Below are 16,664 nucleotides of genomic sequence, written 5' to 3'. Positions count from 1 at the left end.
GGTCACACCGATGAAGAAGGTCCCCACCCTCGATATCCGCCGTTATGAGACGGACCGCGACGCGTTCGTTGCCGAACTCGGCGCCGCCTACCGCGAATTCGGTTTCTGCTGCATCAGCGGCCACGGCATCCCCAAGGAAGAGATCGACGCCGCCTACGAGGCCTTCCAGGCCTTCTTCGCCCTGCCGGACGACGTGAAGCGCAAGTACCACATCCCCGGCGGTGGCGGTGCGCGCGGCTACACCCCGTTCAAGGTCGAGACCGCCAAGGATTCGAAGTTCGCCGATCTCAAGGAGTTCTGGCACGTCGGCCGCGAGATCCCGCGTGATTCGAAGTACGCCGACGTGATGCCGCCCAACGTGTGGCCGGCCGAAGTGCCGACCTTCCACAAGACCGGCTACGGCCTGTACGAGGCGCTGGATAACCTGGGTTCGCGCGTGCTGCGCGCCCTGGCGCTGCACATCAACCTGCCGGAGCACTTCTTCGACGACAAGGTGAACAGCGGCAACTCGATCTTGCGCCCGATCCACTACCCGCCGATCACCCAGACCGACGTGCCGAACGTGCGCGCCGGCGCCCATGAAGACATCAACTTCATCACCTTGCTGGTCGGTGCCAGCACGGCGGGCCTCGAGGTGTTCAGCGAAGGCGAATGGCTGCCGATCACCAGCGAAGGCGATGCCATCGTCGTGAACATCGGCGATATGCTGCAGCGCCTGACCAACCACGTGTACCCGTCCACGACGCACCGCGTGACCAACCCGGCCGGCGACGCCGCCCGCAAGCCGCGCTACTCGGTGCCGTTCTTCCTGCACCCGAATCCGGATGTGGTCCTGGACGTGCTGCCCTCGTGCATCACCCCGGACAACCCCAAGCGTTACCCGGAGCCGATCACGGCGCATGAGTATCTGCAGGAACGCCTGCGCGAGATCAAGCTGATCTGACATCCCCTTAGCGGGTTTTTCACCGGGAGGGCCGCACAGTCGGCCTTCCCGGCAGTCGTTCCCCCGGAGATTCCCGCCATGCCTTCCCGCCCGCGTCCGCAGGCCAAGCGTTCGTCACCCCGAAAAAAAGCGTCGGGCCGCTCCGCTGCCCAGCGCGCCCGCCGCGCCCGCACCATGAAAGCCCGCGGCCGGGCGTAATCGCAAGCGGCCGTCTCATCGCACCGTGAATCGCGCGCAAGCGCGCTCCTACAGGGCCGCGTGGTCGTATCGCTCGTTCGCATTGCTCTTGTAGGAGCGCGCTTGCGCGCGATTCAAGGCACGACAATATCCGAGGGGGCGGCTGGCTCGCCCTTATGCAGGAACGGATGCGCAAACACCGCGCCCAGGATCACCGCGACACCCAGATAAAACGCCCAGCCCAACTCACGCTGCTCACCGAGCAACGGAATGGCCAGCACGATCGCGTACACAGGCTCAAGGTTCGTCACCATCTGCGTGGCGAACGCCGAGAGGTGGCGCAACGCCGACAAGGCCAGCGCGAATGGCAGCAGGGTGCAACCGAAGGCGAGCACCACCATCAGCACGGCATCGTGCGCATCCGGCACGACGAACGCGGCCCCCGGCATGAGTGGCGCCACCAGCGTAAGAAACAGCGTGCCCGCGCCCAGTTCCACGCAGGTCACGGTCAACGAATCCGCATGCTCGATGTAACGCTTGTTCAGCGCCCCAAAGAAGGCCACGAACAACGCCGAGAGTACGCCGATCGCCAGGCCAAGCCGCATATCCCCCGGCAACCCACCCGCGACCAGCGCCACGCCGGGCACCACGGCCGCGCCGAGGAGCAGCTCGCGCGCCTCAAACGGGCGCTTCGCGATCCAGGGCTCGACCACCGACAGGAAGGCCGGGCACATCGCGATGCACGTCGCAGCCACCGAGGCGTTCGCCAGCTTGATCGCGCCGTAGAAGGTCAGCCAGTGCAGCGCCACGACCACGCCGATCCCGGCGTAGATCAGTAGCAGTCGCGGTGGCATGGCCCGCAAGCCCCGCCACACGCGCGGTACGCAGAGCAGCGCCGCGGAGACAAGCAGCATGCGCCACCAGACCAGGGGCAGGGCGGGCAGGGTGATCAACTTGCCGAGGATGGCGGTGAAGCCCCACAGCAGGACACAGAAATGGATCTGATAGAGGGCTTTGCGGGTCGGCGACATGCGCGCACTTTACCCGAGCCGGGCCTTTGCGTCGGCTTCCACCGGGCGAGCCGGCTCGCCTCCGGCCCCGCGGCACCGCTGCCAACGCTAGAACGCGGCCGTAGGAGCCCACCCTGTGGGCGACATCTTTCGCCACGACGCACAGGACCGTTGGCGGTATGGCACTACCCATCGCGCGGCTGCGCGCGATGCTCTAGCCGGGCGTTAAAGACCCCGGGCGTTGTCGCGAACGGCGTCGCCCACAGGGTGGGCTCCTACGACAGCCTGCTCGACCTCATGAACCTTCAGTGCCTCAGAGCGCCGACGCGAAGGCTAAGGCGAGCCCTCTCGCTTACTTCGCGTTGGTCTTCCCGGGCGGCGGGGCTTTTGGCGGGGCGCTCTTCAGATCATCAAGCAGGGGCTGGCAGGTCACGGCGTTGGCCTTGCCGCTCTCCGGCACCATCAGCGGTGCAAGCGCGGCCACTGGTGCAGCGAAGAACAACGCCACCGCGCCACCGCCACGCAGGATCAGCGGGCCCGCATGCACGCCCGGCGACGGGTTGGCGAACGTGCCATGCACGTACAGCGGCGAACGCAGCGAGAAGATACGGAAGCCCTTCGTATGCGGCACGATATCCAGGTTGAGCTTCTCGTCCTTGAAGTTGATGTCGCCATTGACGTTGATCAGCGCCTTCTCGGTATCCAGCGCAAACACCTTCGATTCCATGACGCCGTTGGTCGAAACAAGGTCCGCCGCCATACAGTTGATCTTCACCACATCGTCGCCGAAGAACCTACCGACGACGTAGCTGCCGACATTGAGGCCCGCCAGCTCGAGCAGCGACGAACTCACCGCACCATCATTGATCAATAGCTTCAGCTCGCCGTTGGAACTGCCAAGCAGCGCGGCAGGTGAATTACCGACCGCCGTAAACGACGCATCACCATTCATCTCGCCGAAGCTCGTCTGCATCGGCGCGAACGTGGGGAAGAGTTCCTTCAGCTTGAGGTGGCGTGCACCGAGGTTGAGCCGGCCCTTCAGCGGCTCAGCCGAACCGTCCAGGCGGATGTTGCTGCCGACGGTGCCGCCGGCCACGCCAAACTTCAGCGGATCCAGCGTGAGCACCGCATCCTTCATGACCAGGTGCGTTTCCACGTTGCTGATCGGCAGGCGTTCGCCGTGCACGATCTTCGCGCCGACGAAATGCACGTCGGCATCCATCGCATTCCAGCGATCGGTCTTGAACGGTTCCACCGGCAGGACCTTTCCGTCGGGTTGCTTCTTCACGTCGCCGCGCTCGGCCTTCTCCGCATCGGAGCCGCCGCCCACCAGGGGGGCTAGGTCGCTGAAGAGCAGCTGGTTCGACTTCAGGTTACCGGTGAGGCTGGGCCGCGCGCCGCCCGTGTTGAAGGTGAGGGTGCCACCCAAGTCGCTACCACCCACCTTGCCGGTGAAGTTCTCATACACGAAGGTGCTGGCGTTCTTCTTCAGGTTCGCCTTGAGGTGGCCCTCGGTCGCGAACGGCGGCGTATCCGGGAGCGTCACGCCCGTCAGGTCGTACAGGTGCGACATGGTGGTGCCCGAGAACCACAGGCGGATATCCAGGGCGCCCAGGTTGATCGGGTCGGTCAGGGTGCCGACAAAAGCGATGTGGGTGTCACCGAAGCGGGCATCGGCCTGGACGGGGAAGGGCTGGTTGGCGTCACGCAGGGCAAGCACGCCGCCCGTGCGGGCCTTGGCCGCGACGGTGGACTTCTTATAGGTACCCTTGGCATCCCATGCGAAGTAGTAGACCTGCTTCGTCTTGGTCGCATCCTGGCGGTCGTTCTCGTCGGCCTTGCTCTTCGCCATCTGCTTTGTCGTGGCGCCCGTGGTCTTGCTGGCCTGCGCGCGGGAATCCTTCTCCTGCTGCGCCATGATCTCGTCGAACGGGATGCCCTTGCCGAGCGGGGTGACGTCGATGCCCATGTTGATCTGCATCTGCGCGTCGTTGAAATCGATGTGGCCCTTGTCGAACGCGATGGCATTGAGTTCCAGCTGCCATTCCGAGGGCCCGCTGCTCTCGGGCAGCTTGAAGGTCCAGGTGTTCGTGCCGTCCTTCTGCCGCTCCAATGCGATCGCCGGCTGGCCGAGGCGGATCTCGGGCACCACGATGCGGTGGGCGATGAGCGGGAAGGGCGCCAGGCGGAAGTCGATCGAATCCAGATGCGCGAAGCGGTTGTTCTTCGCCCAGCTCGGATTAGTCACCACGATGTCGCGGGCCGTGAAATGCGGCCAGGGGATCAAGCTCACCAGTCCGCCCTGGCCGGGCTCGCGCGCCCAGTGCGCACTGATGTCGCCCTGGATCGCGAAGGGACGGCCGATCGCCTCCGTGACCTTTTCATTGATGGTCGGCTTCAGCCGGTTCCAGTCGAAGAACGCGATGAAGAGGATCACGGCGACGATCAGCAGCACAAGGATGCCGAGTACCCACGCCAGGATTTTCCTGCCTCGCCGCATTGTCCCTCTCCGTATTAGTGCATCTGCGCCCTTGGTAACGCGATAAGCGCCAAGGTTATGTGTTCGCGGCACCCCACGATTAAGCAACGTATGTGCCGTGTGAGGACGGCGCATGCAAAAGCTTGCCTTATTGGCGCATAGCAATGCCTCTTTCGTGCACCGGTGTCGTGCTACCGCTGCCTAAGCTGCCCCCCAAACCACCATGGACATGGCAGGGGTGAATCCAATGAGCCAGCGCGCAGCGCACGTACGTCGTCTTCCACGCCACAAGGGGATCTACCTCGCACTGGCCGCCCTACTCGCCGCACCGATCCTGCCTGGCACCGCAATAGCTACCTGCACACTGGTATCACCCGCCGTCACTTGCTCGGGCGTATCCGCCACCAACTACGACTTCAGCTCGACCAATAACGTCGTGGTCACGATTGATAGTACCGCGCAGGTTACGGCGCCCCTGCTATCGGGTGGGCCGTTGCTGACGCTCGGCGGTAACGGCGTTACCGTGTCGAACTCAGGCACGATCGACCCGTCGTTGCTGGGCGCGCTGGCCTTCTCGTCGGGCGGCATCGTCGCGGGCAACGCGTCGTCGAACACGGTAAGCATCACCAACCAGAACATCGGCATCATCAAGGGCCAGTTCAATCTCGGTAACCTGCTCGGCGGGGTGACGGGCCAGGCCATCAAGGTCCAGAACGGTGCCACCGGCACCACCACCATCGTGAACAACGGCACCATCGACATGACGGCGCTGGGGCTGGGCGCGCTGACCCTTTCGGACACCACCGCCATTCTTTCGTACGGTGGCGCGCAGACCAACTTCACCAATACCGGCTCGATCCGTGGCCGTATCGGCTTTGCCGCGTCGGCGACCGCCAATCACGGTAACACCTTCATCAACGCGGGCAGCATCAGCGGCAGCGTGTACATGGGTGATACGGCCACCGGTAATACGTTCACGGCGGTGTCGGGCTCCAGCGTCCTGAACGAGGGCACGGGCGTCAATCTCGGTATCGCCAGCATCAGCGTGAACCTGGCGGGTGCGGGTACGGTCGATGGTGGCCTAGGCGCCAACAATTATCTTGTGCTGCAGAACCTGGCGACAGGGCCCGGCTCGGGTACGACGGGTGCCATCACGAATATCGACGGCGCGCAGTACCTCCACTTCCAGCACCTGACCGTCAACAGCGGTACCTGGAACCTGTTCAATGCCGTCGCCAGTACGGATACGACCATCAACGACGGCCTGGTCAATTTCGCCGGGGCGAACAACTTCGGTGGCTCGCTGATCGCGAATGGCGGCACCATCGCTGCGGCATCGGGTGGTCTCGCGCTCACCGCTGGTGTCACGCTGAACACGGGCAAGTCGTTGACGCTCGGCGGCGGCAATGCCTTTGCGCTCAACGGAGTCGTCAGCGGCGCGGGTAGCCTCAATGTCAGCAACACAGCGGTAGTCACGCTTGGTGGCGCCAACCTGTTCACAGGTGGGGTGAACCTCAACGCGGGCGGCCTGCTGCTCACGAACGCCGGTGGCCTGGGTACTGGCACGCTGACGGTCGGCGGGACGGCATCGCTGGATACCTCCGCGGCGAACTTCAACCTCATCAACAACATCATCGTTAACCCCAGTGCCACGCTGAACCTGCTCGGTAGCCAGGCGCTGGCCCTGAATGGCACGCTGTCCGGCGCGGGTAACCTGACCAAGGGCGGTGCAGGCACGCTGACCCTCGGAGGCGCCTACGCGTTGACCGGCGCGTTCAACGTCACCGGTGGTGGGGTTGCGCTGGGGGCGGGTGGCTCACTGGCCGCGAGCACAGCGCTGAACCTCAGCGCGGGCACCACCGTGGATCTTTCGGCGGCCACCAACCAGACGATCGGTTCCCTGGCGGGTGGCGGTGGCTCAGTGACCCTCGGTTCCAAGACGCTCACCCTGGGCGGCCTCAACTCGAGCACGACCTACTCGGGCACGCTGTCGGGGTCCGGTGGCCTGGTCAAGGTGGGGTCGGGCATCCTCACGCTTAATGGCAACAACTCGACCCTCACCGGCGGCGTCGCGCTCAACGCGGGCGGCCTCGTGTTGGGTAACGCCAACGCGCTCGGTACCGGTGCGTTGTCCGTCGGTGGTGCGGTCAGCCTCGATACCAACACGGCCCTGACCCTCAGCAACAACGTCGTCCTCGGCGCGGGCAGCAGCCTGAATCTGCTCGGCGGCCAGCCGTTGGTCTTCGGCACCGGCGTCATCAGTGGCACCGGCAGCCTGGTGAAGAGTGGCGCATCGCTGCTCACCCTCAATGGCGCGAATACGTACAGCGGCGGCACGACGACGCTGGGCGGCGGCCTCGTGGTCGGCACCAACGCGGCCCTGGGTACGGGCGCGCTGAACGTCAATGCGAATACCACCATCGATGCGTCGGTGGGCGGGATCGCGCTGGCCAACGCCGTCAACCTTGCAGGTGGTGCTTCGCTCAATGTGCTCGGCGGACAACCCCTGACCTTCAATGGCGTGATCGCGGGTACGGGTGGCTTGCAGAAGAACGGCGCATCCACGCTCACCCTTGGCGGGGCCAACACCTTCACCGGTGGCCTCACGATCAACGCAGGCACCGTCGCGCTCGGCGTGGGCGGCCGCCTGGCGGCCTCGGGGCTCGTTAACCTCACCACGGCGGGCGCGGGTTTTGATATCTCCGCCGCAGGCAACCAGGTGATCGGCGGCCTTGCCGGTGTCACCGGCACGACCGTGGCGCTCGGCGCGAACACGCTGACGTTCGGCAGTGACGGCGTGAGCCGCACGATGGACGGCGTCATCTCCGGCTCAGGCGGCCTGGTGAAGACGGGCGCCGGTGTGCAGACGCTCGGCGGCGCGAACACCTTCACGGGTGGTGTCACGCTTGGCGCTGGTGGGCTCATCCTTGGAAATGCCGGGGCGCTCGGTACCGGCTCGCTCACCGTGAGTGGTGCAAGTACGCTCGACACCTCTGGTGCCTACACGATCACCAATAACGTCAACCTGGGCGCTGGCCTGACACTGCCTGGTTCATTCAACACGACCCTTGGTGGCGTCATTTCGGGTGCGGGCAGCCTTACGAAGAATGGCGCGGGCACCACGTTGACGCTGGGTGGCGCGAACACCTTCACCGGTGGCGTGAACCTCAACGCAGGCACACTGCAGTTGAACAATCCGGGTGCCCTGGGCACGGGTGCGCTGAATGTCGGCGGTAGCGCCACGCTGGGTTCGACCGGCGCACTCAACCTCACCAATGCCGTGAACCTCGGTACGGGCGCGGTCCTTACGCTGCCCGGCAACACTGCCACGACGCTCGGCGGCGTGGTCGCGGGCACGGGCGCGCTCACGAAGACGGGCACGGGCCTGCTCACGCTCAATGGCGTGAACACGTTCAGCGGTGGCTTGAACGTCAGCGGCGGCGGCCTCGTGATCAACAACAGCAATGCGCTGGGTACCGGTGCGCTGAATGTCAGCGGCGCTTCGACGCTCGACAGCACGGCAGCCGTCAACCTCGCGAACAACGTGAATCTCGGCGCGGGGCTCAACCTGCTCGGTAGCACGAACGTGGCATTGGGTGGCGTCGTGTCGGGTACGGGCGGCCTCACCAAGAACGGCGGGTCGGTGCTCACGCTCGGTGGCGCAAATACCTTCAGTGGTGGCGTGAACCTCAATGCCGGTGGCCTGGTCCTCGGCAACGGTGGTGCGTTGGGTACCGGCTCACTCAATGTCGGTGCCAGCGCCACGCTCGACAGTGCTGCGGCGGTGAACACGACCAATAACGTGGCCCTTGCCGCGGGTGCCAATCTCAACGTGCTCGGCAGCAACGCGCTCACGCTTGGCGGTGTCGTCTCGGGCACGGGTGGCCTTACCAAGAGCGGCAACGCCACGCTGACGCTGGGCGCCGCCAATACCTACTCCGGCGGCACGACGATCGCAGGCGGAACGCTCGCCCTCGGCGCGGGCGCGAGCCTCGCCAACACGAGCGACGTGAACCTCGCCAATGCGGGCGCCTCGTTCGATATTTCGGGCAGTGGCGGGAACCAGACCATCGGCTCGCTCAGCGGTGTTGCCGGTACCACGGTAAGCCTTGGTAGCCAGGTCCTGACGTTCGGTAATGCGACCAACCAGACGTATAGCGGCATCTTCACCGGCACCGGCGGCATCGTGAAGGTCGGTTCCGGCGTAGAGACACTCAACGGTGCCAGCACCTTCAGTGGCGGCACCTCGCTCAACGCGGGCGGGCTGATCGTCGGCAACAACAGCGCACTGGGTACGGGCACGCTCACGGTGGCGGGCGCTACCACACTGGATAGCAATGGCCCCGTCACCCTGGCCAATAACATCGCGCTGAACTCCGGGCTCACGGTGCTTGGCTCCAATGCGCTCACCTTGAACGGCGTGCTGAGTGGTACGGGTGGACTGATCAAGAACGGTTCGTCCGTGCTCACCTTGAACGGTGCGAATACGTATACCGGTGGCACCACCGTCAACGCAGGTACGCTGGCACTCGGTGCGAATGCCAGCCTCGCGTCCAGCGGCATCCTCAACCTCGTCACCGGCACCACGCTCGATCTCTCGGCCGGTAACGGTACGCAGAGCTTCGGCACGCTGGTGGGCGGCGGCACCATCAACCTCGGCGCGAACACCGTCACCCTCGGTGGCCCGACCGACGGCACGTTCAGCGGAGCGATCGCGGGAACGGGCGGCCTGATCAAGCAGGGCGCGGGCAAGGAAACGCTCACGGGCGCCAATACCTTCACGGGCGGCACGCTGATCAACGCGGGCACGCTGGCACTCGGTACCGGCGGCAGCCTCGCCGCCACTGGCGGGGTGAACCTCACGGCGGCGGGCACGGGCTTCGACATCAGCGGCGGTGGCAACCAGACCATCGGCGTGCTGAACGGTGTCACGGGCAGCACCGTGACCCTCGGCGCCAATACGCTCACCCTCGGCGGTGTCGCCAATGGCACCTACAACGGTGTGATCGGCGGCAGCGGCGGGCTGGTGAAGAACGGCCTAGGCATCCAGACGCTGGGTGGCGCGAATACGTTTAGCGGTGGTGTCACGCTCAACGCCGGTGGCCTGGTGCTCGGCAACAACAACGCGCTGGGTGGGGGCACGCTGACGGTCGGCGGCTCGGCGTCGCTCGATTCGAATGCGCCCGTGACGGTGGGTAATGCCATCGCCGTGGCATCCGGCGCGGCGCTCGACCTCGCGGGCAGCAATGCCATGACGCTCGGTGGCACGATCTCCGGCGCCGGCGCGCTGGTGAAGGATGGTGCCGCGACGGTCACGCTCACCGGCACGAACACCTACACCGGCGGCACCACGATCAATGCGGGCACGCTGGCGCTTGGCGCCGGTGGCAAGCTCGCCGCCACGGGCGATGTGAACCTCACGACGGCCGGTGCGGCGTTCGATATTTCCGCCAGCGGCGCGAACCAGACGATCGGTTCGTTGAGCGGCGTGGCCGGAACGACGGTAGGCCTGGGTGGACAGACGCTGACCTTCGGCAACGCGACGGACCACACGTACAACGGCGCCATCACCGGCACCGCGGGCATCGTCAAGGTCGGTGCGGGTGTGGAGACGCTCGGCGGCGCAAGCACCTTCAGTGGTGGTACCGTGCTGAATGCCGGCGGCCTGGTCGTGGGCAACAACAGCGCCCTCGGTACGGGCGCGCTTACCGTCGGCGGTGCGGCCACGCTCGATAGCAACGGCCCCGTGGCGCTCGCGAATAACGTGGTGCTCAACGCCGGCCTGACCGTGCTCGGCAACAACGCGCTTACCCTCGGTGGCGTGATCAGCGGCAACGGCAGCCTGACCAAGAACGGGTCGGCCACGCTGACCTTGACGGGTGCCAATTCGTATACCGGTGGCACCAACATCAACGCCGGTACGCTGGCGCTTGGCGCCGGTGCGAGCCTGGCATCGAGCGGCACGGTGAACCTGGCAAGCAACGCCACGCTGGATGTTTCCGGTGGCACCGGCACGCAGACGGTCGGCACGCTGACGGGTAGCGGCAACGTCGCGCTCGGTGCGAACAGCCTCGCGCTGGGCGGTGGGGCCAACGGCACCTTCGGGGGTTCCATCGGTGGCACCGGCGGCCTGGTGAAGCAGGGCGCCGGTACGCAGACGCTTACGGGCGCCAGCACCTTCACCGGCGGCACGACGATCAACGCCGGCACGCTCGCCCTTGGCGCGGGCGGCAGCCTGGCCGCCACGGGTGCGGTGAACCTCGCCACGCCGGGTACCGTGTTTGACGTGAGTGCCACCAGTGCGCCTGCCATCGGCGCACTCAATGGCGCGGCGGGCAGCGCGGTCTCGCTGGGTTCCAACACGCTTACCCTGGGTAATGGCAACGGGAACGGCACGTTCGGCGGAACGATCGGCGGCACCGGCGGGCTGGTGAAGAACGGCACCGGCACCGAAGTGCTGAGTGGCACCAACACCTATACCGGCGGCACGACGATCAACGCGGGCACGCTGGCCCTCGGCGCAGGCGGAAGCCTCGCGTCCGGCACCGATGTGAACCTCACCACCGCAGGCGCGGGCTTCGATATCTCGGGCAGCGGTGCGAACCAGACGGTGGGTTCGCTGTCCGGCGTCGCAGGGACCAACCTCAACCTCGGCAGCGAGACACTCATCTTTGGTAACGCAGCCAACCACGCCTTCGACGGTGTGATCGCGGGCGCGGGCGGCCTGGTGAAGAATGGCGCGGGCATCGAAGAGCTGGGCGGCGCCAACACCTTCACGGGCGGCATCACGCTCAACAACGGCGGCCTGCTCGTCGGCAACAACAGCGCGCTGGGCACGGGTACGCTGACCGTCGCCGGTGCCGGTTCGCTGGATAGCACCAGTCCGGTGACGCTCGGCAACAACATTGTGCTCAACGCCGGCCTGACCGTGCCGGGCACGAATAACCTGACCCTCAATGGCAACCTCTCCGGTGCCGGCAGCCTCGTGAAGAACGGTACCTCGCTGCTCACGTTGAATGGCGCGAATACCTATACGGGCGGTACGCAGATCAACGCCGGCACGCTCGCCCTGGGGGCCAACGCCAGCCTGTATGCCAATGGCGTCGTCTACCTCGCCGATGGTGCGCTGTTCGATCTTTCAGCCGGCAACGGCACGCAGACTTTCGGCACGCTCGTCGGTGCCGGCATGGTCAATGTCGGTGGCAACAACCTCAACGTCGGCGGAGCGGCGGACGGCACCTTTAGCGGCTCCATCGCGGGTACGGGCAGCCTGACCAAGCTCGGCACCGGCACGGAGACGCTCACCGGTACCAACACTTACACGGGTGGCACCTTCATCAACGCGGGCACGCTCGCGATCGGCGCGGGCGGCAGCCTCTCGCCGCAGGGTGCCGTGACGATCGCCGCGCCGGGCGCCGCTTTCGATATCACGGCGGCGGGCAACCAGGCGGTGGGTTCGCTCAACGGCGTGGCCGGCAGCATCGTTTCGCTGGGCGGGAATACGCTCACCATCAACGGCAATGCGAACGGCACCGTCGCGAGCACCATCACCGGGTCGGGTGGCCTGGTGAAGGATGGCGCGAGCACGCTGACACTGAACGGTGCGAACACGTTCTCCGGCGGCGTCACGCTCAACCAGGGCACGCTGGCCGTCGGGAACAGCGGCGCGCTCGGCACCGGTGCGCTGACCGTGGCGGGCGCAGGCACGCTGGATGCGTCCACGCAGACAACGATTGATAACGACATCCTGCTCAATGCCGGCCTGACTTTCGCCGGAAGCAACGCGCTGACGCTGGGTGGCGTGATGTCGGGCGCCGGTAGCCTCACCAAGAACGGCGCGGCCACGCTCACGCTGACCAATGCGAACACCTATACCGGTGGCACCACCGTCAATGGCGGCACGCTGGCGATCGGTGCGGGCGGCAGCCTCGCTTCCACTGGCGCGGTGAACGTCAATGCGGGGGGCACGTTCGATATCTCTTCCGGCGGCAGCCAGTCGATCGGGTCGCTGGGCGGCACGGCGGGCAGCAACGTGACCCTGGGCGGTAACTCGCTCACGCTCGGCGGTGCGAGCAACAGCACGTACGACGGCGTGATCACGGGCAGTGGTGGCCTCATCAAGGATGGCGCCGGCACGCAGACCCTCAACGGTGCGAACACCTTCACCGGTGGCGTCACGCTGAACGATGGTGGCCTGGTGCTTGGTAACAACGCGGCGCTGGGTACGGGCACGCTCACCGTCGGTGGCGCCTCGACGCTCGACACGAATACCGCGGTGACGCTCGCCAATAACATTGTGCTGAACGCCGGGCTCGATGTACTGGGCAGCAACGACCTGACCCTCAACGGCAACCTCAGTGGCACGGGCAGCCTGTCGAAGGATGGCGCGGCCACGCTCACCCTGAATGGCGTCAACACTTACACCGGTGGCACCTACATCAATGCGGGCACGCTCGCGCTCGGTGCCGGTGCCAGCCTCGCTTCCACCGGCATCGTCAATCTCGCCAGTGGCGCCACGTTCGATCTCTCGGCCGGTAACGGAACGCAGCAGTTCGGCACGCTGATCGGCAATGGCACCGTGAACCTCGGCAACAATGCACTCGTCGTGGGCGGGCCCACCGATGGCACGTTTGGCGGCTCCATCGCCGGCACCGGCAGCCTCACCAAGGTGGGCACGGGCACGGAGACGCTGACAGGAGCCAGCACGTACACCGGCGGTACTTTCATCGACGCGGGCATCCTGGCCCTCGGCGCGGGTGGCAGCCTCTCTCCTGCAGGTGCGGTGACTCTGACGGCCGCTGGCACGGGCTTCGATATCAGTGGCGCGAACAGCAACCCGGCGATCGGTTCGCTCGCCGGTGTCGCTGGCTCGGCCGTGACGCTGGGCGCCAATTCGCTGGTGCTCAATGGCGTCGGCAACGCTGACTTCGAAGGTGCTGTCAGCGGCACGGGCGGCCTGGTGAAGAACGGTGCTGGCGTGCAGGTGCTCGGTGGCGCGAATACCTTCAGTGGCGGCGTCACGCTCAATGCCGGCACGCTGGTCGCGGGTAATAACGCGGCGCTCGGCACGGGTACGCTCACGGTCGGTGGCAACGCCACGCTGGATACGTCCATCCCGGCGCAGCTCGCCAACAACGTGGTGCTCAACGCCGGGCTGACCGTGGCCGGCAGCAACGATGCCACGCTCAGCGGCGCGATCACGGGCGCAGGCAATCTCACCAAGAACGGTGCGGCCACGCTCACGCTCACCGGCGCCGATACCTATACCGGCGGTACCACGATCAATGCGGGAACGCTCGCCATCGGCGCGGGCGGCAGTCTCGCGCCGACCGGCACGGTGAATCTTGCCGGCACGGGTACGTTCGATATCAGTGCCGCGGGCAACCAGGCGATCGGTGCGCTCAGCGGTGTCACGGGTAGCACCGTCGCGCTGGGTGGCAACACGCTGACCCTCGCAGGGACGGCCGATGGCACGGTGAACAGCACCATCACCGGCACCGGTGGCCTCGTGAAGAACGGTGCGTCGAACCTGACGCTCGGCGCAGCCAACCTGTTCAGCGGCGGTGTCACGCTCAATGCCGGCGGACTGGTGCTCGGCAACAACGATGCACTGGGCACGGGTACGTTGACGGTAGGCGGCGCGGCCTCGCTCTCCGGCGTGGGCCCGCTCACGCTCGCCAACAACATTGCGCTGAATGCCGATCTCAATACCGCGGGCGATGATCCGCTGACCCTCGACGGTACGATCAGCGGCGCAGGGCGCTTGTTCAAGCTCAACCTGAAGGTGCTCACGCTCAACGGCAACAACACCTATACCGGTGGCACCACGGTCGATGGTGGCTCGCTGGTGGTGGGTAGCAACGGCGCGCTCGGCACGGGCGATCTGTCCATCAACAACGCCACGCTGCAGGCTGGCACCTCGGTAACCCTGCCGAACACCGTCAGCGTCGGGGCCAATGGCGTGACCGTCGACGGGTCCAATGACCTCACGCTCAACGGCGCACTGTCGGGCACCGGCATCATCGACAAGGAAGGCACCGGCACGCTCACCCTGGGTGGCTCGCTCGCAGGCTATACCGGCGGCCTCAGCGTGAACGCGGGCATCCTCAACGCGACCAACAACTACACCGGCGGTGTGTCGGTGGGTTCGGGTGGTACGGCCAACCTCGACGGCACCGGCAACAACGTGACCGTCACCGGCCCTGTCGCCGGTACGCTGAACACCGGCGGCGGTGACCTCAACGTCTCGTACGGCAACCTGCCGGGTGTCACGGGGACGGTCAACGGCACGCCGGGCACCACGCTCAACATCACCGGCACGGGCGAGGGCACGCTGCCGAACGGCGTGTACAACGGCATCGGTAACCTCACCACCACGGGTGGCACGCTCTCCATCGGTACAGGTACCAGCGTCACGTTCAGCGGTGGCAGCACCATCGGCGGCAATATCGTGGTCGACGGTACCCTGGGCGGGCCGGTCACGGTGGGCAGCGGTGGCAGCGTAGTGGGCGGCGGCACCATCAATGGCCCAGTCACCGTGGGTGACGGCACCATCGCTCCCAGCGGCGTTCCGGGTGCGACGGGTGCGGCCGCTGGTTCGGGTACGCCGGGTACGGTGTTGACCACCGGCAGCCTGAACCTCGGCACGGGATCCACCACGGTGATCCAGGTGACGCCGTCGGGCACGAGCGACAGCATCGTTTCCACGGGTCCGGCCACGGTAGGTGGTTCGCTGTCGACCCACCCGACCGGCAGCGGCAGCTACGGCTCATCGACGATGTATCCGATCGTCAAGTCAACGGGCGGCGTGAGCGGCAGCTACTCGAATATCACCAAGCACGGCTTGCCGTTCATGGATGAAGGCGTGACGACCGATGGCAACAATGTCTACCTGTGGCTCACCCAGGCGGGCACGGGCGGACCGGTGAGCCCGGGTGGCGAAGGTGTTCCGTTCAACCAGTTCCCCGGCCTTACCAACAACGAGACGAGCGTGGCGAATGCTTTGCAGAACGCATCGCTGTCCGGCAACAACGCACTGCCCACGTTGCTCGGCTACGTGCGCGGCCTGAACGAAAACCAGGTGCTCAGTGCCTTCAACTCACTCACCGGCGAAACCTACGCCTCGGCGGCGCAGGCGGAACTCACCGGGCAGAGCCAGTACCAGGACACGCTGTTCTATCGCCTGAAGCTGGATCGCGACACGGGTGAGCGCGGCACGGCGGTGTTCGCCGAGCCGTATACCTCGAGCAGCGATCTCTCGAGCAGCGCGAACGTAGCCCGTGCGGACTACCGGATCCACGGCATCATCGTCGGTACGGATACGGATATCTCGCCGGACTTCCGCGCCGGTGTGCACGCCAACCTCGCCAACGCCCGTACCGAGGTCCATAGCCGCGGTGACTACACCGACGTGGACCAGGCGGCGATCGGCCTGCATGCGCTGTACTTCAACGACCAGCAGTTCTGGATCCAGGGCCTGGCATCGTACGGCTGGCACGATGCCGACAGCCGCCGTCGCATCGCGGTGGGCTCGTACACGCCTGAAGCGCGCGGCGACTACGATGGCAAGGCGACCAATGGCGCCATCGAAACGGGCTTCCGCTTCAACATGGGCCAGGACCTGCATCTCGAGCCGTTCGTCGGCGCTTACTACAGCAAGGTGAAGTACGACAGCTTCACCGAGAAGGGCGCGGGCGATGCGGACCTGAAGGTGGGCAAGGCATCGGCGACCAGCATGCAGTACGGCGCCGGCCTGCGTTTGTCGGGTGATGTGGATCTGGGCGTCGCGGGCACCAAGCTGCACCCGATCGCGATGGTCCGGTACCTGCACAACACGAAGGACGACAACGTCTCGGTGAACAACAGCTTCGCCGGTGCGCCGACGGATAGCTTCGTGATCGACGGTTCGCGCCCGATGAAGAACCACTGGCAGGGCGCGGTCGGCGCAAGCTTCGACTTCACCCCGGCCGCCAGCGCCTTCGTGTACTACAGCACCGACCGCGCGACGCACACGCGTAGCGATGCGGTGAACCTGGGCGTGCGCTGGAACTTCTGA

Annotated in this window: 4 protein-coding genes; 2 read left to right on the top strand and 2 right to left on the bottom strand. The window is 66.0% G+C overall.

Annotated features, from left to right (window positions below; genetic code table 11):
* The first annotated feature begins 10 nt into the window (after positions 1 to 10).
* The gene (locus L2Y96_RS13230) at positions 11 to 943 is read left to right on the top strand and encodes an isopenicillin N synthase family dioxygenase (protein ID WP_247326599.1); all 933 of its coding nucleotides are present in this window, start codon (positions 11 to 13) and stop codon (positions 941 to 943) included.
* 311 nt (positions 944 to 1,254) lie between these two features.
* Here L2Y96_RS13230 and L2Y96_RS13225 read toward each other — a convergent pair whose 3' ends face one another.
* The gene (locus L2Y96_RS13225) at positions 1,255 to 2,151 is read right to left on the bottom strand and encodes a DMT family transporter (RefSeq protein WP_247326584.1); all 897 of its coding nucleotides are present in this window, start codon (positions 2,149 to 2,151) and stop codon (positions 1,255 to 1,257) included.
* 331 nt (positions 2,152 to 2,482) lie between these two features.
* Positions 2,483 to 4,630, bottom strand: coding sequence for an AsmA family protein (locus tag L2Y96_RS13220; RefSeq protein ID WP_247326582.1), 2,148 nt, complete (start codon positions 4,628 to 4,630; stop codon positions 2,483 to 2,485).
* A 226-nt stretch (positions 4,631 to 4,856) separates the two neighbouring features.
* On the opposite strand from L2Y96_RS13220, the gene L2Y96_RS13215 reads away from it, so the two are divergent.
* The gene (locus L2Y96_RS13215; RefSeq protein ID WP_247326580.1) at positions 4,857 to 16,664 is read left to right on the top strand and encodes an autotransporter-associated beta strand repeat-containing protein; all 11,808 of its coding nucleotides are present in this window, start codon (positions 4,857 to 4,859) and stop codon (positions 16,662 to 16,664) included.

It is taken from the genome of Luteibacter aegosomaticola (assembly GCF_023078475.1).
Classification (GTDB): Bacteria; Pseudomonadota; Gammaproteobacteria; order Xanthomonadales; family Rhodanobacteraceae; genus Luteibacter; species Luteibacter aegosomaticola.
The sequence above is the reverse complement of the archived record's forward strand: the minus strand, read 5'-3'. Positions and strand labels throughout refer to the sequence as shown.

Bases quoted from the DNA above. Each gene is read 5' to 3' on its own strand.
- L2Y96_RS13215 (WP_247326580.1), top strand. From the start codon at position 4,857: ATGAGCCAGCGCGCAGCGCACGTACGTCGTCTTCCACGCCACAAGGGG.
- L2Y96_RS13230 (WP_247326599.1), top strand. From the start codon at position 11: ATGAAGAAGGTCCCCACCCTCGATATCCGCCGTTATGAGACGGACCGC.
- L2Y96_RS13220 (WP_247326582.1), bottom strand. From the start codon at position 4,630: ATGCGGCGAGGCAGGAAAATCCTGGCGTGGGTACTCGGCATCCTTGTG.
- L2Y96_RS13225 (WP_247326584.1), bottom strand. From the start codon at position 2,151: ATGTCGCCGACCCGCAAAGCCCTCTATCAGATCCATTTCTGTGTCCTG.